Below are 22,468 nucleotides of genomic sequence, written 5' to 3'. Positions count from 1 at the left end.
CCTGGTTGAACAGGCCCCCCTACTTCGTTGCTGGCCACCTGCCTGCCGTATTGGGAGAGTATAGCACAGGACCAGGTCGCCGATACTGGTCAGGAGAACAGTTCTGTTTGCCTCGGTTGACAGTCTCTGCTGCCTCGTTCGATCTGGGGATGCTGTTGCTTGTCTTGTGTATCATTACACAAGCTCACTGCAGGACCCGGCAAAAGGTCCTTTTGTCTTCTAGATACCCTTCTTTTGTTTGATAGGATCTTGCCAGGTTCGTCTATATAGTAGCAACATGAGGGCAGGCCAGGGCGAGACGGCCCGCTTCCTCTGATCAGTGCCTGCTTGCCATGACCGCCTCGACCTGGCAGCCCGTTGCTCCTGGATATAAGCAAACAGACAAACAGGCAAGATCTCGATGCGGACAAAGGCGCGAGCCGCTGCTCGCCACCTGATCAGAGGCAGGTTGGCAGAAGCAAAGGCTCCAGCAGTGGTAGAAGGAAGGACGTGGTATATGGCTAGGAGGGAATTAACCCCTGATGCCTGGCAGGATGGCCTGCAGCGTGCTGGAACTGGCCCGGGCCGGCCAGGGCTGCAGAGTGAGGCAGCCGTTTGATTGGCTGGCGCAGGCCAGAAGGCTGGCCAGGTACTTAGAGCCACAGAGCAGGCGGCCAGAGGCAGAGCCAGCACCTGAACCTATCCCCAGGACCTGCGACCGTGCTTTCTCCCGGTCTCTTTGGTGGGTAAGTCCGGCCATCTCATTTATGAACGCAATTTTTTGCATTGATTACTTTGATGCACTTCCCCCGCTTGCTTGAAGCAGGGGTCTTCGATGATTTCGATTTGCGCACAGCCGAGGGCAGCCTCGGGCCGGCCCATGCCCTGGCTTCAGCGCCTGGGCGCTTTTCTGAGGTCTCATCTTCTCCCTGCCTTCCACGCGGAGGCAAGGAGAAACCTGGCGCCTCGGACGGCCCGAGCGTTGCATCAAGTTCACAGCCAGTGACACCGCACCTATGCAGATATTCATGGTGAGAGGATGCGCTGGTACTGGTAGAAGAAGGTCATATCATGGAGTTTCCACAAGCCATCAAAAACATCGTGGTTTCCCGGGCCATCCACGCCCTGGAGCAGATGGGATATTGCCACCAGGATGCTTCAGCCGAGGGAGCAGGCAACTACGATATCACTGGGCGCGGCAGCGCTGAGGAGGTGGTGCTACTTGAACCTCTCCGCACGGCTCTGCAGCGTTTGAATCCCGAGGCCAGCGCAGAACAGATTGCCTATGCCTGTGCCCTCCTGACGCGCCACCGCGACGCGCTGCACCCCCTGGCGGCGAATCGCGAAATCCATCATCTGCTGCGCGATGGTGTAGCACTGAACGATGAGGGGCCATCAAGCGCTCTCTCCAAAGCTCAGCCGGGCCGCCGACGCCCCAGCAGCCTGGCTTCGGTCTTGGCTCCGAGAAGGGAGGTCGGCGCTTCCTCGACCCTGCGCCTTATCGACTGGCAACATCCCGCCGCCAACGACTGGCGATTGATCTCGAACTACTGGGTGCAGGGGCGCTGTGGCCCGCTCTGTCTTCCCCTGGTTGGTTTCGTCAACGGTCTCCCGCTCCTGCTGTTTGTCATCGGCATCGAACCACTGGAGCAGCTCTATCAGCACTATCTACAGTGCTATCGCAGTGAACTGCCGCAGCTCGTATGGTATAACGCTCTTGTGCTTCTCTCCAACGGTCCTTTGAACCGCGTGGGCAGCGTTGACAGCCGCTGGCCACAGCTGACTCCCTGGAAACGCCTCTCGGGCGAAGATGGGCCAGAGGACTGCACGCTAGAGACAGCGCTCTACGCCACCTGCCAGCCTGAGCGCTTTCTTGATCTTGTCAAGCACTTCACACTCTTCTCCAGGACGCCACGGCCCGCTAAGATTGTCGCCCGCAATCATCAGTACCTGGCGGTGAATGCGGCCTACGCCCGTCTGCGCGAGGCCGGAGCTTTACGGGGCCGACTGGGGCTGCTCTGGCAGGCACATGGCAGCGGCAAGAGCTATACGCTGGCCTTTCTGCTGCAAAAGGTGCTGCGCCAGGACGATGAGCCAGGGCCAACCTGCCTGTTGGTGACCGGCCACGAGGATCTCTGGCGACAGCTCGTGCGCTCGCTGACGGACTGGGGCCTGCTGACAAGGGAAGAGAAATCGGGCACAATGCCCGTGACGACAGCTGGCGAGCTGCAACGCCTGCTGGAGCGGCCCACCCCGGGCCCGGGCCGTTCTGCCCCTCCTCCTCTCTATTTCGCTCTGCCTTCGGCCTTCGAGAGTCCTGAGCCGCTTTCGCTGCGTACGGACCTGCTGGTGCTTGTTGACGAGCTGCAGACCTGCACGCTGGAGCAGCTGCAGCGGATGCGTCAGGCGCTGCCCGCCGCGGCTTTTCTCGGGCTAACGGCGACTCCCTGCCGCGAGGATCAGGAGCCGGCGCTGCGCAGCCTCTTCGGCCCCTACCTTAGTGGCTATTCCTGCGCTCAAGCGCTCGCCGATGGCACTATTCTGCCAGTCTACTACGAGGATCGCAGCGCCTTGCTGGGTGCGCAGACTCCGCCCGGCTTTGCCGAGGCTATGCAGCAGCTGGCTGAGGCCGCTGGCCCCTGCAGTGAGTATCAAGAGGAGCTGGCTCAACGCCTGCGCACTCCCTACGCGCTGCTGACTCATCCCGAGCGCCTCGATCTGGTGGCTCGCGATCTGGTCGAACATTGGTCCGCCCGGGGCCATCGCGCCAAGGCCCTGGTGCTGACGATCGATAAGATCACTGCCGTGCGCCTCTATAAGCGGGTGCGTTCCCTCTGGGAGCGTATGCTGCGTCGGCTGCAGCGGGAGCGAGATGAAACCTTCGACTGGCGCCGTCGGGCTGTGCTGGATGAACTTCTGGCCTACTACAGGCCAACGGAGATGGCTGTGCTCGTTTCTCCGTCGCCCGATGACTATCGCCGCTTTGCTGACTTCAACGATACGCCGGGCCGCGCCTACTTCGAAACGGTCGAGATCCGTTCCCATCACGAGCGCTTGCGCAATGAGGACCTGGTCGCTCGCTTCCACGATGTGAACGATCCGCTCCGCCTGCTCTTTAGCTGTGATCCCTGGCTGGCCAGTCTGGCTACCCCGGCGCTGGCAACGCTCTATCTCGATCGTCCTTTGCAGGGTCCAACGCTGCTGGCTGCCCTGACTGCCGTCAACCGTGTCTATGATGACGAGAAGGTCTGTGGTCTGGTGGTCGACTATATCGGGCACTGGCCGCAGCTCTCTACGTTGCAACAGCGCTATGCCCGGGCCGCTGAGCGCGTGCTCCCCCAGTCCTGGCGTCTCCGCCGCCGGGCCAGCCGCGAACTACACGAAGCGCCCGTCGCTGAGGTGAGCGCTATTCAGGAGAAGCATCGGCTGGCGGCGGAGCTGGAGAAGACGCTCGGGGAGACACTGGATTTCTGTGCCCGTCATGGCGTCGAGGTCTCCGCGCTGCTGGCAGCTAGCGAGGAGCGGCGGCCCGACGGTGCTGCTCGCCAGGCGGCTGATCGCTTGCTCAAGGGAAACGAGCTGCGTCAGGCCTTTTTTGCCCAGGTGAAGCGTATCGAGGCGCTCTATGCAGCCCTGCAACCCGATAAGGCGGCGCCGCCTTTCAGGGGAGCGGTCGAGGCCCTGGGGTTGGTGGCCCGCATTATGCGCCGCGCGCAACACTGCCGCAGTCTGGACGAGCTGTTGGATCGTCCGCATGCTGTGGCCGGACTGGTAGCCGAAGAGAGTCAGACGGCGCGTTACGGAAGGAGGGGCAAGATGGAGGCCGCGAGCAGCAGCGGTAAGCCCTCGTTGAGCACCCTAGACTTGCAGCGCGTGAGCTTCTCACGCCTGGCGACGCTGCTCAAGAAGAGCCAGACGCCACTGCTGAAGGCCGAGCAACTGCGCAGCCTTCTGACCTGGAATCTACAGCTCATGAGCAGCCATCAGCCACGCTGCGCTGAGGCACTGGCACATCTGGAGAAGCTGCAACACAAGTACGAGAGCGGTCAGGCTCCCTGGGAGGAGTATCCCGCCGAGCTGTTGCACTTTGTACGCTCCCTGCTTGACCCGCCCGCAACAGGAAGCCAGCAGCCAGATGAGAAAGCGACGGGGTCGCGCTCGCGACAGCGCTCCGGCAGCGCCCAGCCCGGCGACTCTACTCAGGCAGATAGCGATCGCCCCCCAGATCGGTGGGGCCCGGCCAGGCCCTCAGCGGAGCACTGAGGGCGGCACAGCACGCCGATCGATGTTTTCCTCTCCTCTCTCTGGTTGAGCCGCTCGCCGCGCCAGCCGGGTCTTGCTCTCGACCCCGGCGAGCGCGACGGGCGGCTTGCTCCCTTTCGTCTTGCTGTTCCTCCCTCGGCTGCGCTTAGTGGGTGTGCTCGATTCCCTGGGCCGGTCCCTCCAGCAGCAGGAGACCGTAGATGCGGCGCTCAACAGCCTCAATAACTTCTTTGAGGATGAGGCTGGCCTGGCGATCGCCAGCCACCTCCGCCAGGCGCTCGTAGGTCTCATAGGAAGGGGCAGCATCGCGCTCGCCGGCCCGCAGCGCCTGCGCATACTCCTGGGCCAGCTGGGCCTTCAACTGCTCAATTTCCTGGTCCGTCTCTGGCTGCTCAACATGACGCTTCTCCTCATGCCCTTCTTCGCTGCCAGACATGGCGTCCGTCCTCCTTCCTGCACTGAAGCTGGCCCGGCTCAGTCCGGCCCCCTGACCTGATCTGACACCGCCGGCTCAGCTTTGCTCACTGGCTATATAGCAGATGATTCTATGATTTTAATGCTAGCTCTATAGAGATATCTTTTGTAGCTAACTCTATAAAGCTTACCTCTACAGTGTATACCACACTGTCACTGCTGTCAAGTCTGGGAATCTGCTACACTCCCTCTAAGGACATGGCTATAGGGCATTGGCATGATACGTCTGCGATTAAGAGAGATAGCTGAACAGAAGAAGATCAGTATGAGTCAACTAGCGAAGCTAGCAGATGTTGATTATCGGACGGTGCGGAAAATTTTCCGCGATCCGAGCGCTATCATAGACTCGGACACCTTAGACAAGCTTTGTTGGGCCTTAGAGGTGACGCCGGCGGAACTCATCGAGTACAAGCCGACAGCGCCCTTGATCTGGCAGAAGCGGATGGGGCTGGGGGGAGAGGAGCAAGAACGGCCTCAGATAGAGGAGGAAGAGCAGGAGAGCGACCGCACGTCGCAGTAGAAGCGCGATCTGAGCTGAGCCATGAGCAGCAGCGAGGAGTGTGAAGATGGCGACGCCAATAAAGCTCTTCTACGTATATGCGCGGGCCGACCGCCCTTATCTGGAGCGGCTAGAGCAGCACCTGGCTCTGTTGCAGCGTCAGGGTCTGCTGGAGACATGGCACGATGGGGCCATCCTCGCGGGCAGTGACTGGCGGCGCGTCATTCGCCAGCAACTGGAGGAGGCTCAGCTCATTCTCTTGCTGATCAGTCCGGCCTTCATGGCTTCCGACTACTGCTACGGCGTCGAAATGCAGCGCGCCCTGGAGCGCCAGCGGCTCGGCCAGGCACAGGTTGTGCCGATCCTCCTGCGGCCTGTCCTCTGGGAAGATGCCCCTTTCGCCCATCTCCAGGCTCTGCCGGGCAACGCCCGGCCCATCTCGGCCTGGGCCAACCAGGACGCTGCCTTTGCCGAAGTTGTTGGAGGACTGCGGCGGGTGATCGAGCATCTGATGGAGCAGGAAGACCAGCGCGTGTATAATAGAGCACAACAGCACGCTCACAGAAAGGGGTCGTCGTCCGTGTCCACTGAGGTCCTGATCAGCACACCTGCCGCGCTCACGCCCGCCCTGCTGAAGCGCGCCATCGAGCGCTACCGCAAGCAGCTCCGCTCGTACGAGGGCTTCGCCAGCCACGAGCTGGCCTTGCGCACCGCTTTCCAGCGCCTGTTAGAGGAGACCGCCAGCGCTGTCAATCTCAAGCTGATCCCGGAGCAGACCCTGCCCAACGGCCTCCGTCCCGACGGGGTCCTGCGCGACGTCAACGAGTTCTTCATTCGCGGCCTCTGGGAGGCCAAGGCGCCCCATCTCGACCTCGAACGCGAAGTTCAGCGCAAAATTGAGGCCGGCTATCCCCTGCGCAACACCCTCTTCGAGAACAGCCGGCGGGCTATCCTCTACCAGGACGGTCAGCGCCTTCTCTTCAATCTGGACGACGACAGCGAGCTGCGCGACCTCCTGACCCGCTTTCTGACCTACAGCGAGCCGCAGATCGCTCGTTTTGAGGCTGCTGTTGAGGAGTTTCAGGACCGCATTCCCGAGCTGGCGGCTCGCCTCCTGCAGATCATCGAGCAGGAGGCGAGCCAGAACCGCGCCTTCATCACGGCGCTCAACAACTTTACTACTCTTTGCCGCAGCAACCTTAATCCGCAGATCAGCCAGGCTGAAATTACCGAAATGCTCGTGCAGCACCTGCTCACCGAGCGACTTTTCCGCACAGTCTTTGATAACCCGGATTTCGTCAGCCGCAACGTCATCGCCGCCCAGATCGAGCAGGTTATCCGCGCCCTCACCAGCCGGGCCTTTAATCGTCAAGATTTCCTGCGCTCGCTCGATCACTTCTATCTGGCCATTGAGGAAGCGGCGCGCAGCATTCGTGACTGGACCGAGCGTCAGCGTTTCCTGAATACCGTCTATGAGCGCTTCTTTCAGGGTTTCTCGGTCAAACAGGCCGATACGTACGGCATCGTCTACACCCCGCAGGAGATCGTCGACTTCATGGTCGCCAGCGTCGACGAGGCTCTGCAGCGCGAGTTTGGCTGTTCGCTAGCCACGTCCGGTGTCAAGATCCTCGACCCCTGTACCGGCACTGGCAATTTTGTGGTCAATATCCTGAAGCGCCTTCCCCGCAGTGCTCTGCGCCAGAAATATACTGAAGATCTGTTCTGCAATGAGATCATGCTGCTCGCCTACTATATCGCTTCGCTCAACATCGAGCACGCCTACTATGAGCGCATGGGGGAATACGAGCCCTTTCCGGGCATCTGTTTCGTCGACACGCTGGAGCTGGCCGAGCGCGTCCAAAGCAACGGCGCTACGGTGGTGACCCAGCCGCGGCTTTACTTTGTTGAGGAGAACACGCAGCGCGTGCTGCGCGAGAAAGAGGCCGAGATCATGGTCATCATCGGCAATCCGCCCTACAACGTCGGCCAGAAGCGCGAGAACGAGAACAACAAAAATCGCCCCTACCAGCTCCTCGACCAGCGCATCCGCGAGACCTACGTCAGGGATTCCCAGGCCACTAACCGCAATATGCTCTACGATGCCTACGTGCGCTTCTTCCGCTGGGCCAGCGATCGCCTGCGGGGCCGCGACGGCATCGTCTGCTTTGTCTCCAACAACTCCTTCATCGACCAGTTTGCCTTTGACGGCATGCGTCACCATCTCCTGCAGGACTTCACCCACATCTATCATCTCGACCTGCACGGCAACGTACGCCGCAATCCCCGCCTCTCGGGCACAACCCATAATGTCTTTGGCATTCGGGTCGGTGTCGGCATCACTCTGGCGATTCGTTCATCCCGCCATCGCGAGCGCTGCCTCTTCTATTATCGCGTCCCCGAGGACTGGCGCAAGGAGGAGAAGCTGAGCTTTCTGCGCGAGAAGCGCAGCATGGGACAGATCCCCTGGCAACAACTGCAGCCGGTCACCTCCCGGCGCTGGCTGGATCAGGCGTCAGCCCCTGAGTGGGACACCTTTCTGCCCCTGGGAACCAAAGAGAGCAAGCATGGCTTTAGCTCTGAGCCTGTCCTCTTCCTCTCTTACTCGAGCGGAGTGAAGACCAATCGCGATTTCTGGGTCTATGATTTCCAGCCTGCGACGCTTGAACAGAAAGTCAAGCGCCTGATCGAGACTTACAACAGCGAGCTTATTCGCTGGCAGCAGCGCACAGATAAAACCATTCCGCTTGATCGTTTCTTACTCAACGATGAGCGCCAGATTAAATGGAGTAGTGACCTCAAAATAGCTCTTCAGCATGGCAAGAAGGCATCTTTCGATCCCAGCCACCTGCGACTCAGCCTCTATCGCCCTTTCACGCAACTGTTCCTCTATCTGGATAGCTTGCTTAATAATAATGTCTATCTTCAGCCACGCTACTTCCCCACTCCGGCCAGTGAAGAGGAGAACCGTCTCATCTGCGTTCCCGGGCCAGGCAACCGCAAGCTCTTTGGCTGTCTGGCTACCAACCACATCGCCGATCTTGACCTGGCCTTCGAAAAGATCCAGTGCTTCCCCTTCTACGTCTACAGCAACGCTGGCAGCCGGCAGGAGAACATCACCGATGGCGCCCTGGCCATCTTCCAGCGTCACTATGGTCCCGAAGTCAGCAAATGGGACCTCTTCTACTACACTTATGCCATCCTGCACCATCCGGCCTACCGCGAGCGCTACGCCGAGCGGCTCAAGCACGAGCTGCCACGCATTCCTCTGCTGCGCCGTGACGAAGCCTTCTGGGCTGCCGCCAGCCTGGGCCGGCAGCTCCTCGACCTGCACATTCACTACGAGCAGGTTGATCCCCATCCTCTGCGCGAGATCGAAGACGAACGCTTCAGCTACCGCGACAACCGCCGCATCGAGCGCCTGCGTCTCAGCCCCGACCGGCGCACCATCCAGGTCAGTCCCGGCCTGACTCTGGCCGACATACCGCCGGACTGCTTCCGCTACGTTCTGGGCAACCGCTCGGCCCTGGAGTGGGTCCTGGAGCAGTATCAGCTCCGCCGCGACCCGCACAGCGGCATCGTCCTTGACCCCAACCGGCCCACCGATCCCGATTACATCGTCCGCCTGCTCAAGCAGGTCGTGGCCGTCAGCCTGCAAACTTTGACCCTGATAGGAGAACTCGAACAGGCGGTCACCCCCGAGGACTGGCAGGCCGTCCTCCCGTCGGCTTGAACTCGCCCCGATGGAACCGGCGATTCTCGATCAGACAGAGGGCTTCTCGCCGATTGTCAGATAGGCCTCCCAGCGCCGACTGCGCACCCGCTCCGAGCGACGACGCAGCCCACAGCGCTCCAGCGGAATGCGCCGCCCGAAAGGCGTCGCCGGCAGCTCCTCCGTCGTCAGCCCGGTCGTCTCATCGCGCTCCACCCGCAGCACACGATGGCGCTCCTCTAGAGAAGAAGACCGCGGATAGAAGCCATAGACCAGGAGATGGATCAGCAACAACACAGGCTGCAACAGGCCGACCGGGAGCAGATTGGCCCCCTCGACCACCACCAGACGCCCACCCGGACGCAGCACGCGCGCCACCTCAGCGATAGTATCGGGGTCAACAATATAGTCGGAGGGAAAAGTACTGACCACCGTATCAAAGGAGGCATCAGCAAAGGGGAGATGCTGGGCCTCGCCGAGCAGCACCTGACCTGGCAGACCAACCCGGCGCCGCAGCAAGGTCGCGCGCGCCGCCGCCACCATCTCCGGCGAGCGCTCAACCGCCATGCAGCGATAGCCCTGCTCGCACAGATCGGCCAGCAGATCGCCCAGGCCACAGCCCAGCTCCAGCACGTCATGCCCCACCACGCGCGGCAAGACCAGCCGCTGCCAGACCCGCCACTGTCCCGCAAAAGGCACCGTACTGGCAAAACGATAGAGGTAGCGATTGCGATAGAGCGTCTCAAAGAGTCCCTGCCGCAGACGCTCTCTCACACTCACAGCACACCCGCCTTTGGAAAAATCTCCAGCAGCTCGCTCAAATGCTCGATCATCAGATCGGGCTTGTACTCCTCCAGATTGCTCGCCAGCAAAGCCAAAGGATCGCTCCCCGGCCCCTGCACCGTCGAGAGCACATAATCGTCATCGGTCACATGCAGTCCCGGGGGCAGATCGGGCGGGAGATCGCTGGCCGCACTTACAGCTGAGGGAGGAGCAAAAGCTTCTTGATGCCCGAAAGAAGCGTTGGCGCTGGTTGCCCCGGGCGCTACCAGTCGGGCCTGCAGCGCCTCACGCACACGCGGCTTCGGTTTCCAGATGGCCAGCAGGCCGAGGCGCTTCGCCCCCACAATATCGGAGCGCAGCGAATCGCCGACCATCGCCGCCTCAGTGGGGGAGACATTGAGCGCACGGAGCGTATGCAGAAAAATGGCGGGGTCGGGTTTGCGCACCCCCAGATCGGCGGAAATAGCGATCGTCGCGGGATCGAAGTACTCAAAGAGGCCAAAGGCCCGCAAATCCTCCTGAAAAGGAGGGCCACCCCAAAGACGATTGGTCACCACCCCAAGCAAGAAGCCGCGCCGGCGCAACTCCGCCAGCGTCGAGAGCGCATCATCGTAGAGCAAGCGCGAATCGATAATGCGCACGCGTAGCGCCTCAAAGAGAGCTGCCCCAAGCTGCCGATCGATCTGGCCCCAGCCCAGCTGAGCCAGCGTCTCCATCGCTATCTCGGCCCCATCCGGCTCATGGCTGGGATCACGCCGAATACGCGCCCGCGTCTGCGCATCAAAGGCGACGCGCAGCGACCGGCCCAGTGTCACATCATCCTGATCTGGGAGGCTGCACGACTCCAGATGCATCCGCAGGAGGGCGATCGCCTGGCAATTAGCCGCGAACTCCAGGCGACGCCAGGTCTCTTGATCCTTCCGGTACCAGAGCGTATCGCCAAGATCAAAGAGCACGCAGCGAATGATGCGTCCCTTCACAAGCAATAACCTCAAGTTGCTCTTCCCTAGAGCGGGGGGGCGGGCCACCTCCCTCTCTCTTCCCTGCCTTCCTGCCGCTGTCGGCACAGTCACCCGGCCCGCCTCATCGCTCCTCTTCCCTGCCCGCAGCTGACAGGATAGAGCTTCAGCCAGTCAGCCCGGTGCCTGGTGACGCTCCTCGCCTCGCCTCGCCTCGCCTGCCACCTTAAGTGTTAGCTAGCAAACACTTGCAGAGCAAGCAAGAGGACCAGGCGACTACCCAAAAGCAGGAACGATGAACAGACAGGGGCAAAGGAGATGGCCCGCCCTTGGCGGCTCCCCGCCTTAGCTAGCGCTCGCTCTCCTCAGCTTTGGAGAGGACATCATCGGCGAGACCGTACTCTACCGCCTGCTGCGCAGAGAGGTAGTAGTTGCGGTCAGAGTCCTGCATGATGCGCTCCACCGTCTGGCCGGTGTGGCGCGAGAGGATCTCATAGATGATGCGGCGCAGGCGCAGGATCTCGCGAGCCGTGATCTCGATATCGGCAGCCTGGCCCTCGGCACCGCCCAGCGGCTGATGGATCAGCACCGTCGAATTGGGCAGGCAGAAGCGCTTACCTTTGGCCCCGGCGGCCAGCAAGACCGCCCCCATGCTCATAGCCATGCCCACACAGACCGTCGACACATCTGGCTTGACCCACTGCATGGTGTCGTAAATCGCCAGGCCCGCATAGATGCTGCCACCAGGGGAGTTGATATAAAGGTAGATGTCTTTGGTCGCGTCCTCGCTCTGCAGGTAGAGCAGCTGAGCTACCGTGACATTGGCTACCTGATCGTTAATGGGCGTCCCCACAAAAATGATGCGCTCCTTCAGCAGGCGCGAGTAGATGTCCCACATACGTTCGCCGCGCGGGGTCGACTCCACAACACCGGGGATGACGCCTCGCGGCTCTAGAAATTCCCTGGACTCCTTAATCCACTTCGGGTCCCGGGGGTTGAATACCGCTCCCATATTCGCTCCTTGTGATCTCGTTCAGTTCTTGCTTGCTACTGAATACATCCATAATAATAAGAAGAAGTGGCTCTGGTGTCCGAACCTTGCACTTCCAACTCTATCGTGGTGGTCATCGCTGACCTATGACTTGCCAATCCAATCGTTCAAGCGCGATGCCTCCCTCCAAACCAGCTCAGATCTGGCAGCGCCTGTGCAACGTCCACAGGCACAGGCCCGGCCCCCATGCGCAGCGCCTGGCCCCAGCTCTCTACTGACCAGGCACTTACAGCAGGGCCGCGCTCTCTGTCTGTCTATGCCATCTGTTGTCTCTATCATATCCTATCTGCCTGCGAACCGCAAGCAGCGAGGTCGCCGCTCCGACGCCCGGCCCGGCCCAGGCAATCTTCCAGTCCTCTCGACCGACGCTCAGTCAGTCAGGCAGTCAACCAGTCAACTTCTCATGTCAGGCGCCAGAGCGTCTCGGCATACCAGGCTTCACCGAAGCGCCAGCCGCCATAGAGTAAGAGCGCAGGCTCACCAGTCGCAGAGATCTGACCGTGGTAGGTAAAGAGGAAGGAGCGCAGGCTCTCAGCGCGCGCAGGCAGCGGGAGCAGACGCTCTACCTCATGGTCCACTGGCTTCCGCTGCCTGACTTCCTCCAGCGGAATACGCAGGCAGGTGAGAAAGCAGAGTTCGGGATGAGGAGTTGCCAGATCGTAGACCAGGCCCAGACAGAGCTGACGGGCAATGTCTTCGTCCTGCAGGCCAGTCTCCTCGCGGATCTCACGCAGCATGGCCCCAAAGAGGTCGGGTAGCCCCGCGCTATCGCGGTCACGCTCGCTCTCACAAAAGCCGCCAATGACATGATAGCGCCCCTCGTAGACATCTACACCGTGCCGCTGATCAAGCACGAGCTGACCATCAGCCGTCTCAATCACCGAGCAGACGGCCAGAGGATTGCTCAGTTCGCGTCGCCCACGGCCCCGCGCAAAGCGTACATCCCGGCTCGCCACATATTCCTTGTAGCTGGTGGCTCCCAGCGCCAGCGAGAGGCGCCCGTCGAGTTGCACCTCCCAGTCAACCAATCGATAAAGGGCGCCATCGTAGAGGGTTGCTCCACGCCGCTGCATCTCTTGCAGCTTATGATGCCAACATGCCTCAATGCATTCCTCGTCACTGCGGGTGCGTGGCATGCGCAGGCTCTCGTCGTAGCTGACGACGAGCCGCCCGGCATCGAAGCAGCCGCGCACCAGGATCTCGAATTCACGCATGGCTCGCCCTGCACTTCCAGACAGTAATGTGGGAATTACCAATAGAACCAGACGATCATTCTGACGCCATCATCGCCATAGTGGCGTGCCAGCGCCTCCATAACGGAGAAAGTCACTTCCCAACTAGCGCGCGTATCTTTGCGCCGCAGGCGCACAGAGCGATAAATTTTGCCTTTGATTTCCCACTCCTGCCCCTCCGGCCAGGTGCAGGCGCCGAGGACCCCCTCGATCAACGAGTGGCCGACTGCTTCGGCAAAATCCTTATCCCAGCCGGCTTTGCCATCGAAGATGAGGCTTCCATCCTCAGCGCGGCGATACCGGTGAATGCGGGCATCCGGCAGCTCTGCCGGCTCTTCCCAATCAATGGCCTTGATCTCGGCCCAGCTGATCCAGCTGGTACCAAAGGCCTCATCGCTCCAGCGCTCATACTCTGCCTGCACCTCGGGCGAGACATCCCCAGGCAGGCCGCGCCCCTGAGCGACCGGGCGAAAGTTGGCATAATTCTTGACACCGAAGAGGCAGCCGAAGGCATCGTAGTTACGGTCATGAAAGAGAAAGCCCAGGCTGATGGCAGGTTGCCAGGGTGTGGTCTCGCTTTCCAGGAGAAAGAACTGGCGGCACTCGATCCAGCCGGTGATGTCGACACCCATCGCGATCTGCTCCTTGCGTCAATGCATCTCCTTCTTTGCACTGAGAGGACGCTGCCCCCAGCTGGCTCACTTGGGCGGGGTGGTGACAGCGGTCTGCCTGGCAGGTCAAAGCGACTACTCCCATTCGATGGTTGCAGGCGGCTTCGAGGTGACGTCATAGACGACGCGGTTGACGCCGGCCACCTCGTTGACGATGCGATTGGCGACGCGGGCCAGCAGATCGTAGGGCAGGCGGGCCCAGTCCGCGGTCATAAAGTCCTCGCTGGTAACGGCGCGCAGTGCCACAACCTGGGCATAGGTACGGCCATCGCCCATCACTCCGACGCTGCGCACGGGAGTGAGCACGGCGAAGGCCTGGCTGACCTGACGATAGAGGCCAGCGCGGCGCAGTTCCTCAATGAGGATGGCGTCGGCGGCACGGAGAGTCTCCAGACGTTGCTCATCGACAGCCCCGATGACGCGGATGGCCAGACCAGGCCCGGGGAAAGGGTGCCTCCAGACCCACTCTTCGGGCAATCCAAGGGCCAGACCAATCTCGCGTACCTCGTCCTTGAAGAGCCAGCGCAGTGGCTCCACAAGCTGCAACGTCATCTCTTCGGGCAGACCACCGACGTTATGATGGGTCTTGATACGCGTGGCGGTGCTGGCGGTATCACGCCCCGCGCTCTCGATGACATCGGGGTAGAGTGTCCCCTGCACCAGGAAGCTGATCGGCCCCTGCTCCTGCGCCAGGCGCAGAGCCTCCTCTTCGAAGACGCGGATAAACTCTTCGCCGATGACCTTGCGCTTCTGCTCGGGATCAGTGACCCCCTCCAGGCGAGCCAGAAAGCGCTGGCGCGCGTCAACAGCGATCAGAGGAATATGGAGATGACGGCTGAAGGTTTCAACAACCTGCTCAGGCTCGCCAGCTCGCATGCAGCCAGTGTCGACAAAGACGCAGGTGAGGCGCTCGCCGATCGCCCGGTGAACCAACAGGGCCGCTACTGCGGAGTCAACACCGCCGGAGAGGGCGCAGATAGCGCGCGCCTCGCCCACACGGCTGCGAATCTGGGCCACGGTCTCATCAATGACTGAGCCGGGGGTCCAGTCGGCGCGACAATCGCAGACGCGGAAGAGGAAATTGCGCAGGATTTCCCGCCCCTGGGGGGTATGCGTGACCTCGGGATGAAACTGGAGGCCAATCAGGCCACCAGGTCCAGCAATGGCCGCGCAGGGATTGCTCTCGCTACGTGCGAGGACGCTGAAGCCGGGCGGTAACTGGTCGACGCTGTCGCCGTGGCTCATCCACACTTTGAGGCTGCGGCCCTCTCCCGCCATGTCCGCCTGCGCAAGCCCGGCAAAGATCTCGGCAGCACGGCCCTGGTCGCCGGCAGCCGACTGCAGCTCGATGGTCGCTGGCCCATACTCGCGCCGCCCCCGAGCTGGAGCAACATGACCGCCGAGCTGGTGCGCCAGCAGCTGCATGCCGTAGCAAATCCCCAACACCGGCAGGCCGCTCTGGAGAATGGCCGGATCACAGCGCGGGGCCTGAGCGTCATAGACGCTGGCCGGCCCACCTGAGAGGATAAACCCCCTGATGTCCAGATGAGCTTTCTCGCGCTGGAGCTGTTCCAGTGTGGTCTCAGCCGGAACCAGCTCGCTGTAGACATGATTCTCGCGAATGCGCCGCGCAATAAGACGGCTATACTGGGAGCCAAAATCGAGAACTATGATGGCCTGACGGCGCACATGGTTTGACACGAGGCTGCCTTCCTCCCCTTTCATGACCTGGATCAATGAGACTTTCCCCGCTTTATGAAGAAATACGTGTCTCTATTTTACCCCTTCACATTGCTTTCCTGCTATCCCCCTCATGGGCAGGCACCCTTGTCTGATCGCTTGCCGATGACACTGATGAGCTAGCTGTAGACTGGCAGACGGCGCCAGAGCCGCGGCAGGCCACAGAGAGTAGAAAGGACCGGGGCGCCTGCTCACCAGGGAGGCGCTGCTTTCCCGGTCCCTTGTCGATAGCGACGACGGTTTTCCTCTGCTCTGTTTGCTTTCCCGCTCAGGCCAGGCTGCGGCCTGGCTGGCTACGTCACCGGGCCTGCAGGCGCCGAGGCTCAGGAACGCGGCGCCGGTCCGCCTGAGACGTAGATGATCTGACCGTTGACAAAGCCAGCTTCTTCTGAGGCCAGGAAACAAATAACATTAGCCACATCCCGCGGCTGCCCAACGCGCCGTACCGGGATGCGCTTGGAGGCCTCCGCGATGACCTCTTCGGGATCAAGCCCCTGCCGGCGGGCAGAGGAGCGGGTCATCTCGGTGTCAATGAAGCCAGGGGCAACAGCATTGGTCGTGATCCCAAAAGGGCCTAACTCGATGGCCAGGGTGCGCGTGAAGCCCTGCAGGCCCGCTTTGGCCGTCGAGTAGTTGGCCTGTCCGCGGTTGCCCAGGGCCGAGGTCGAGGAGAGAGAAATAATGCGACCGTAGCGCTGCTGCACCATGTGCTTCTGCGCGGCACGGCTGCACAAAAAAGCCCCTTTCAGGTGCACAGCCATGACCGCATCCCAGTCTTCTTCGCTCATCTTGAAGAGGAGGTTGTCGCGAATGATCCCGGCGTTGTTCACGAGGATATCGAGCCGGCCAAACTGGCTGACTGTCTTCTCCACCGCCTCCTCAACCATCGTGTTGTTGGAGACGTTGCAGGGCAGCACGAGGCACTGCGCACCCAGACGCTCCAGCTCTTGTGCGACCTGCTGGCAGCCCTCTACATCGATATCGACCAGGGCGACCCGCGCGCCTTCCTCGGCCATGCGCAGCGCTGTCGCTGCGCCGATCCCGCGCCCGGCTCCGGTCACAAAGGCTACTCGTCCATCAAGTCGTCCCATAGTATGCTCCTTTTCGCAATGTGGTGAAGGCGACGTTGGTACAGGTTACGTTAAGTATAGTATATCTTTAGCGATCACCTTCGCAAAGGGGCGGCTCGCTCTCTTCGCTGGTTTTGCGCCGGCGCGTGCGCGTCCCTCCTGCCCCAACCAACGCGCCAGGACCAGAGAGAAAGGCAGCCAGAGAGACAGCTCAGCCAGGGAAAAAAGGGCCAGTCTCTCCTAGCGCTCAACTTGCTCCTGTCCCTGGAAAGGCCTGGTCGGCGTACGCTGGGCCTCCATACAGGTTACCCCCTTTGGGCCGACAAAGGCGCTGTGGCGCGTGCCTGCTGGCAGAATCATACAATCCCCCGGCTCCAGGTCAATAATACCCTCTGGCCCAGGGGTGTCCGGCAGCACGAAGCGGATGGAGCCACGTACACAGTAGAGCACTTTGTCGTAGCTGTGGCTATGAACAGCATAGGTATCACCAGGGCTATTCGACCAGCTGTAAGGAGCAAGTCCCTGCTCCTGCATCTTTTGACGCAGCTCTTCCTCATCAGGGGGATTCGATTCTTGCCAACGAATTACTTGCATAGCTTCTCCCTCACTTCTTGATACTAAGCTGGCACGATTATTCCAGCCAATCGTATTTTCAGCAGTATAGGACGGATTTGTAAATAGCCGATGATGGTCTGCTAAAAGCTCTGTTAATAGCGATGAGCTGGCCAGATTGGCAAGAAGGAAAGGGGGCCAGCATGGCGGAGAGAAGCAAGCCGGGGTTCGCTCACCTCGTCGCAGAGAGAGCGAACCCCGGCTTTAATGAGACGCGCTGAATGCAGCCAGGTCACTGGCTAGCCAGCAGGCTGATCAGAGAGGGTCAGGCTAGGGCTGATGTTCCTCCCTGGTCTCTTTGGCCTTCTCGCTGGCATGTTGGGCAGCCTCCTTCACCTGCTCGGCAGCCTCGTGCAGCTTCTCGCCGACTTTGCCAAGCAAGCCCTGGGCCTTCCCCTCAACCTTGTCAGCCTTGCCCTCGGCCTGCAGCTGCTCATTGCCAGTCAGGTTCCCCAGCGACTCTTTCAGACCCCCCTGAGCCTCTTTCGCCTTGCCTTCGAGTTCATCTTTATTCATCGTAGTGTTTCCTTCCTTTCTTAGTCGTCTGATCTCTCCCTGGGCACAGGCACACCGGCCCGAGCAGGCCAGTGTGCCCCAGCGATCGCTCATCTAGTCGATAAGCCCCATGACACGATCAACCGTTTCACCGGTCACGATAATGCGGATGGCGAGCGGAGGCCACCCATGTGCCAGCAAGGCAGACCAGTGCTCCCCCCAGACCCCACAACAGGCACCAGAGCACCTCTAAGATAGCGGTGCCGGCGTCCAGCGTGGCGGTACCAGTCAGATTGCCCGGATAGGCAGGAATAAAGCTGGTCGGCCAGAGAAGCAGCGAGTAGACAATGCCTCCTACGGCCCCCGCCAGGAAACCCAGACGTCGACGTACAGCGATCCGCCCAAGAATGAGACCACCGATAAAAGCGACAATGAGCGCCACCAGCCAGGTAACCCCGTAGATGGCGGCTAGTAGCAACGCTACTCGCACGGTGAGCGCATCGCGCATCACCTGGCGATGAGCCTCGTTGAAGAGGCCAGCGTTCACCAGGACAAGGACAATGGTAACCAGGGCCACCAGTACGCCCATAAGCAGGCCGCTGATAAGCGCGTAACGCGTCCCCCGCTCGGGCAAGCGCCCAGGCTCCCGCACCGGAGCGGCCTCTTGTCTCTTTATCCTGGCCTCCGGCGCCGATGGTACCGGCTCTACCCGCGCGGTTTCTGGCTCAGAAAGCGGGACCTCCGCAGGTGAGATCTGCTCCGCCGGTCTGTCTGCTCCTTTTGCTGCTGTTTGGAGCTGATGAACATCATCCATAATGTGCTCGCTTTCTCTGACCCTTTAGCGACCGGAGTAGCTTCATACTGTCCTCCACCTCAATCAAGCGCTTTGCATCTCTCTACCTTCCAGACGCAGCTGCGCCCTTGGGGAATACTTTTGCAAAGATTCGGTCCGTGTAGAAACACGTGCAATCAGGTGGTCGGGTTTCAATTGTTAACCCCAACAGCTGCCGAGGCCCGCACTCACTGGCCACTCCAGTCCCCTGTTCGCCAGGGCTGGTCAGGGAAAGATCGCGACTTTATTGACAGCCCTTGAAAAAGCTACCCATAATAGGATCAAGCACATGCCTTGAAAGGATGGTTGCTTACAGAACAGGCAGAAGGGTATGACACCGCCGGAGTCGCTGCATGGTGCTGGGGCCGTCCCGGGTTCGCCCGCGCCAGGCAGAACGATCATCAGACAGACAGAGCAGACCAGGCCAGGGATAGGGGCCGGGGAGGGAGGGCTATGAACGCGTTCTTCTCGCGGTTGGTAGCACCGCTCCCACGCCCAGGTCAGAAGCCGGTTATCACGCCGTCGCGCCGCTTGATCAGGAGCCTGCTAGCGCTGACCGTGGCTTTGCTGGGCTGCATTAATGGCCTTGTGGTCCTGCTACCATCCCACCCGGGACGACTGGAGCTGCTGCGCGATCTGCTGACCACCATCGCTCTGCTCGCCCCTTTCGGGCCGGCTTTCTGGCCCTTCGTCCAGACCAGCCACACCATCGCGCTGCTGATCGGCTTCTTCTTGATTCTTCTTGCAATCGGCCTGGCCCGTGGCAAAGAGCGCGCCTGGCAAGTGACCATGCTTCTGCTGCCGCTGTCGGCTTTGCTGCATGTGGTACGTGGTCTGGCCATTGAGGAGGCCTTGCTTTCCTGCAGCCTCTGGGGCGTGCTGCTGCTGGCTCGCCCCTGCTTCCAGGTGGCCAGCGATCCCTGGCGCGTTCGCCAGGGCTTTGCCTTGTTAGCCATTGGAGCTGCCTTGCTCCTCCTCTACGGCATCGGTGGCTACTATCTGATCGAAGGGCAGTTTCTGACAATGAGCGGTACGGGGGGCACGCTGCTGGCCCTGCTGCGTCGCATGCTCAATCTGCCAGCGCAGGAGTTGCTGCCATTGACCAGGCGCGCGCACTGGTTCCTGGACTCACTACCCATCTTAGCGGCTACCGCCTTGTTGACCGGCATGGTGGCCCTTCTCCGCCCGGTTAGCGCGCGCTGGTGGCTTGCCCAGCAACGGGAGCGTCTGGCCCAGGTCGAGCAGCGGGCCATCGACTTGCTGCAGCGCTATGGGCAGGAGACCCTGGCCTTCTTCGCCCTGGAGCCGGGAAATCTGCGCTATCTGACACCCAATGGCGAGGGCCTGGTCGCCTATCGGCTGGTCAACACGGTCGCCGTGGTCCCTGGCGACCCCATCTGTCCACCAGAGGCACGCGAGCAGGTCAGTCGTGCTTTTCTGGAGCTGTGTCAGCGCAATGGCTGGCAGGTGGCGATCTACCAGGCTCACCCTGATTTCCTACCATACTATCGCAGCAGCGGCCTGAGCATCTTTAAAATTGGCGAGGAGGGATTGATCGACCCCCGCAGCTTCAGTCTGAGCGGTTCGGCCATGGCCAATGTGCGCACCAGCAGCCGTCGGGCCGAGCGCGAGGGGGTGACGCTGCGCTGGCTCGAAGAGGCGCCCCCCGCCGAGCTGTATGAGCAAATGGTCCAGATCTCGCGCTCCTGGCTCCGACAGAAGGGAGCCCGCGAAACGGAAGAAATGGGCTTCAGCATGGGGCGCCTCAGCGAGTTGCCAGCGATGGCCCAACGGGCCCAGCTGATCGCCGCAGCGGCAGAGAGTGCGGACCCCGAGGTCCGTCGGCAGCCCCCGCCACGCCTGACGCTGGGGCTGGCCTTCGATCGTACGAACAAGCTCTGCGCTTTTGTCTCCTTTACGCCAATCTATGGTCTCTACGACGCCCGGGATGGCACACGCCGCGACTGGGGCTGGGCCCTCGATTTGATGCGGCGCGCGCCCGATGCCCCTTATGGCGTCATGGAGCTGCTGCTGGTGCGCGCCATTGAGCGCTTTCGCGAGGCTGGGGCCTGGCTGGTAAGCCTGGGTCTCATCGCTGCCTGCGATACGAACCAGGAGCTTTCCCCTGGCCAGCGCGCGATTGCCAACTTCCTGCTGGAGCATGTCCACGTCCTGGAGGAGCACCGTACACTCTTCCGCTTCAAGCAGAAGTTTCAGCCGCGCTGGGAGAGTCGCTATGTGGTCGCCAGCAATACGCTAGCCCTGCCGCGCATCGCGCTGGCCATTCTCAACGCTCATCAGCAGCGCTCAGAGGCCAGGGAGCCTCTCCCCGGCCTACCAGATCAGAATCTGCTTACGATACATCGATGAAGAATAGATGGCAGCCTTCGGGCCTTGTCGGAGAGAAACGCCCGCGCCGCCCGCTGCGGGCGTTTGCACCGCCGCTGCTCTCATTTGTGGGGGCACTGCTTGGCGGCGCACTGGTGACGGTGGGCATGACGCCAGGGTTGAGCGCGCTGCTCATTGCGCTGGGCCTGGATATACAGCGCACCCAGATGCTGACAGCCCTTTTCTGTTGTGCGGGCGCTGGTTTCTGCGGGGGCCTGGTCGGACGCCGTCTTTTGGGTGCCGTACCCGCCAGCCTCTTGCTCTTTTGGTCAGCCTACCTGCAGGATTTCATCGGGGCCGAGCTGCAACCGGTACATGACCCAGGCGGCCAATTGGAGCCGCTGAACGTGGGAGCCTTGATTCACACGGTGCTGATGCTGCTGGCTCTGGCGCTGCTGGCAGCCTTTGCCGGTTGCGCTATCGGCGAGGTCCTGGCTCGTGTGCTCTGCGATCCCATCGTCCAGACCTGGCAGCTCCTGCGCTCTCGCCAGCGTCTTGCTGCCCTGCAGGAGACCGCCCCGCTCGCGGTGCCAAAGCTGGCGCCGCCTGTCGCCCCCCAACCACGGCCTCTGGCCTTCATGGGGTCCTGGTTGCTGGCAGCCCTGCTGGTCGTGTCACTGATACTGGCCGCCGGTTCAGGCGATCTCTTTCTCTTTGCCCCTGATACCGGTATTCACACACCGCCGGTCATTCACACCGCCGGGCGCCCAAACAAGGGCACAGTGGTCAAGGATAGCTTCGCCAGCCCTTCTCTGCACGGCCAGCGCCGCTCGTTCCTGGTCTACCTGCCACCGTCCTACAATACGCCCGCCGGCCAACAGCAGCGCTACCCGGTGCTTTACCTGCTGCATGGCTCCCCGGGTAAGATCGTCGACTGGGTCACCGGCGGCAAGGCCGAGCAATCCGCCGATACCCTGATTGATCTGGGGAAGATTCCCGAGCTGATTATGGTTTTCCCTGATGGCAATGGGCGCCCCGGCGCGACCAGCGAATGGGGCAACAGCGGCGATGGACGACAGCTTCTGGAGAATTACGTGGCTATCGACCTGGTCCACTACATTGACAGCCACTATCGAACGATCCCTTCGCCAGAGGATCGGGCGATCGGGGGCAATTCGATGGGAGGCTTTGGAGCGGCCAACATCGCCATTCATCACCCCGACGTCTTCGGCTTTGTCATCTCGCTGGGTGGTTACTATCGCGCTGAGGGCCTGATCTGGGGCAACGATCCGGCCTATCGACGCGCTAATAGCCCACTCTACACCATCGCCAGCAATCGCCGCAGTCAGCGGCTGGCCTTCTTCCTGGGAGCGGCCACAAAAGATCAGCCCTATTATAGCGATACGCTGCAGTTCGCTCAGGTGCTCAAGAAGCTCCACGTACGCTATACGCTTGATATCGAGAAGGGCTATCATTCATGGCACGTCTGGGAGGTCCAGCTCTATCACGCGCTGCTCTGGCTCCACTGGGGCCAGAGCAGCCCCCAAGCAAGCTAGGAGAAACGGGTGACTGCTGGGCGACGGATTTCCAGAGGCTCGCCTCCCCAGCTTGCCGATTCTGCCATCAGCGTGCTATACTCTGACAAGACATAATGCTTTGTTCTGTTTGTGTGATCCCCGTGACCGCGCCTATTCTTCAGCTCCAGTGCCAGGCACAGTGGCAAGACCGCTATGCCTCTTCTCTGGAGCGCCGCGGCTCAACGGGTCAAGGA

16 protein-coding genes are annotated in these 22,468 nt (G+C 61.2%); 5 read left to right on the top strand and 11 right to left on the bottom strand.

Features of this window, described 5'->3' with window-relative positions; translation table 11 throughout:
- The first annotated feature begins 1,050 nt into the window (after positions 1–1,050).
- Positions 1,051–4,242, top strand: coding sequence for a type I restriction endonuclease (locus A4R35_RS16015; RefSeq protein WP_112431078.1), 3,192 nt, complete (start codon positions 1,051–1,053; stop codon positions 4,240–4,242).
- A gap of 145 nt (positions 4,243–4,387) precedes the next feature.
- Here the strand turns inward: A4R35_RS16015 and A4R35_RS16010 are convergent, their stop codons facing one another.
- Positions 4,388–4,678: a hypothetical protein gene (locus A4R35_RS16010; protein WP_112431076.1), complete on the bottom strand. Its 291-nt coding sequence runs from the start codon at positions 4,676–4,678 to the stop codon at positions 4,388–4,390.
- 255 nt (positions 4,679–4,933) lie between these two features.
- Between A4R35_RS16010 and A4R35_RS16005 the strand changes: the two genes are divergently transcribed.
- Both A4R35_RS16005 and A4R35_RS16000 read left to right on the top strand, forming a co-directional pair.
- Complete coding sequence (locus A4R35_RS16005; RefSeq protein WP_112431074.1) at positions 4,934–5,236, top strand: helix-turn-helix domain-containing protein; 303 nt, start codon at positions 4,934–4,936, stop codon at positions 5,234–5,236.
- Positions 5,237–5,282: 46 nt separating this feature from the next.
- Positions 5,283–8,945: a type ISP restriction/modification enzyme gene (locus A4R35_RS16000; RefSeq protein WP_112431072.1), complete on the top strand. Its 3,663-nt coding sequence runs from the start codon at positions 5,283–5,285 to the stop codon at positions 8,943–8,945.
- Positions 8,946–8,975: 30 nt separating this feature from the next.
- Here the strand turns inward: A4R35_RS16000 and A4R35_RS15995 are convergent, their stop codons facing one another.
- From A4R35_RS15995 to A4R35_RS15950, 10 genes are all read right to left on the bottom strand, one after another.
- The gene (locus tag A4R35_RS15995; protein WP_112431070.1) at positions 8,976–9,704 is read right to left on the bottom strand and encodes a class I SAM-dependent methyltransferase; all 729 of its coding nucleotides are present in this window, start codon (positions 9,702–9,704) and stop codon (positions 8,976–8,978) included.
- Positions 9,701–10,702, bottom strand: coding sequence for an HAD family hydrolase (locus A4R35_RS15990; protein ID WP_189361911.1), 1,002 nt, complete (start codon positions 10,700–10,702; stop codon positions 9,701–9,703). The genes A4R35_RS15995 and A4R35_RS15990 overlap by 4 nt, the downstream gene beginning before the upstream one ends.
- Positions 10,703–11,015: 313 nt before the next feature.
- Positions 11,016–11,678: an ATP-dependent Clp endopeptidase proteolytic subunit ClpP gene (clpP, locus tag A4R35_RS15985; RefSeq protein WP_112431066.1), complete on the bottom strand. Its 663-nt coding sequence runs from the start codon at positions 11,676–11,678 to the stop codon at positions 11,016–11,018.
- A gap of 440 nt (positions 11,679–12,118) precedes the next feature.
- The gene (locus tag A4R35_RS15980) at positions 12,119–12,931 is read right to left on the bottom strand and encodes an NUDIX hydrolase (protein WP_112431064.1); all 813 of its coding nucleotides are present in this window, start codon (positions 12,929–12,931) and stop codon (positions 12,119–12,121) included.
- Positions 12,932–12,966: 35 nt separating this feature from the next.
- On the bottom strand, positions 12,967–13,581 hold the full coding sequence (locus A4R35_RS15975; RefSeq protein WP_112431062.1) for a hypothetical protein: 615 nt from the start codon (positions 13,579–13,581) through the stop codon (positions 12,967–12,969).
- Positions 13,582–13,695: 114 nt separating this feature from the next.
- On the bottom strand, positions 13,696–15,345 hold the full coding sequence (gene guaA / locus A4R35_RS15970) for a glutamine-hydrolyzing GMP synthase (RefSeq protein WP_112434253.1): 1,650 nt from the start codon (positions 15,343–15,345) through the stop codon (positions 13,696–13,698).
- Positions 15,346–15,683: 338 nt separating this feature from the next.
- Positions 15,684–16,451, bottom strand: coding sequence for a beta-ketoacyl-ACP reductase (locus A4R35_RS15965; protein ID WP_112431061.1), 768 nt, complete (start codon positions 16,449–16,451; stop codon positions 15,684–15,686).
- Between the two features lie 219 nt (positions 16,452–16,670).
- Positions 16,671–17,024, bottom strand: coding sequence for a cupin domain-containing protein (locus A4R35_RS15960; protein ID WP_112431059.1), 354 nt, complete (start codon positions 17,022–17,024; stop codon positions 16,671–16,673).
- A gap of 288 nt (positions 17,025–17,312) precedes the next feature.
- Positions 17,313–17,558: a CsbD family protein gene (locus A4R35_RS15955; protein WP_112431057.1), complete on the bottom strand. Its 246-nt coding sequence runs from the start codon at positions 17,556–17,558 to the stop codon at positions 17,313–17,315.
- Between the two features lie 127 nt (positions 17,559–17,685).
- On the bottom strand, positions 17,686–18,189 hold the full coding sequence (locus tag A4R35_RS15950) for a hypothetical protein (RefSeq protein ID WP_112431055.1): 504 nt from the start codon (positions 18,187–18,189) through the stop codon (positions 17,686–17,688).
- Positions 18,190–18,822: 633 nt separating this feature from the next.
- Here A4R35_RS15950 and A4R35_RS24740 point away from each other — a divergent pair.
- Both A4R35_RS24740 and A4R35_RS15940 read left to right on the top strand, forming a co-directional pair.
- Entirely contained in the window at positions 18,823–20,739 is a 1,917-nt protein-coding gene (locus tag A4R35_RS24740; RefSeq protein WP_223258362.1) for a bifunctional lysylphosphatidylglycerol flippase/synthetase MprF, read from the top strand.
- A complete protein-coding gene (locus tag A4R35_RS15940; protein ID WP_112431053.1) occupies positions 20,736–22,253 on the top strand; it encodes an alpha/beta hydrolase in 1,518 nt (505 codons plus the stop codon). Before A4R35_RS24740 ends, A4R35_RS15940 begins: the two co-directional genes overlap by 4 nt.
- The last annotated feature ends 215 nt before the right edge of the window (positions 22,254–22,468 follow it).

Source organism: Thermogemmatispora tikiterensis (assembly GCF_003268475.1).
GTDB classification, from domain to species: Bacteria; Chloroflexota; Ktedonobacteria; order Ktedonobacterales; family Ktedonobacteraceae; genus Thermogemmatispora; species Thermogemmatispora tikiterensis.
Note: the sequence above shows the minus strand (reverse complement) of the source record. Positions and strands in the feature narration are given on the sequence as shown.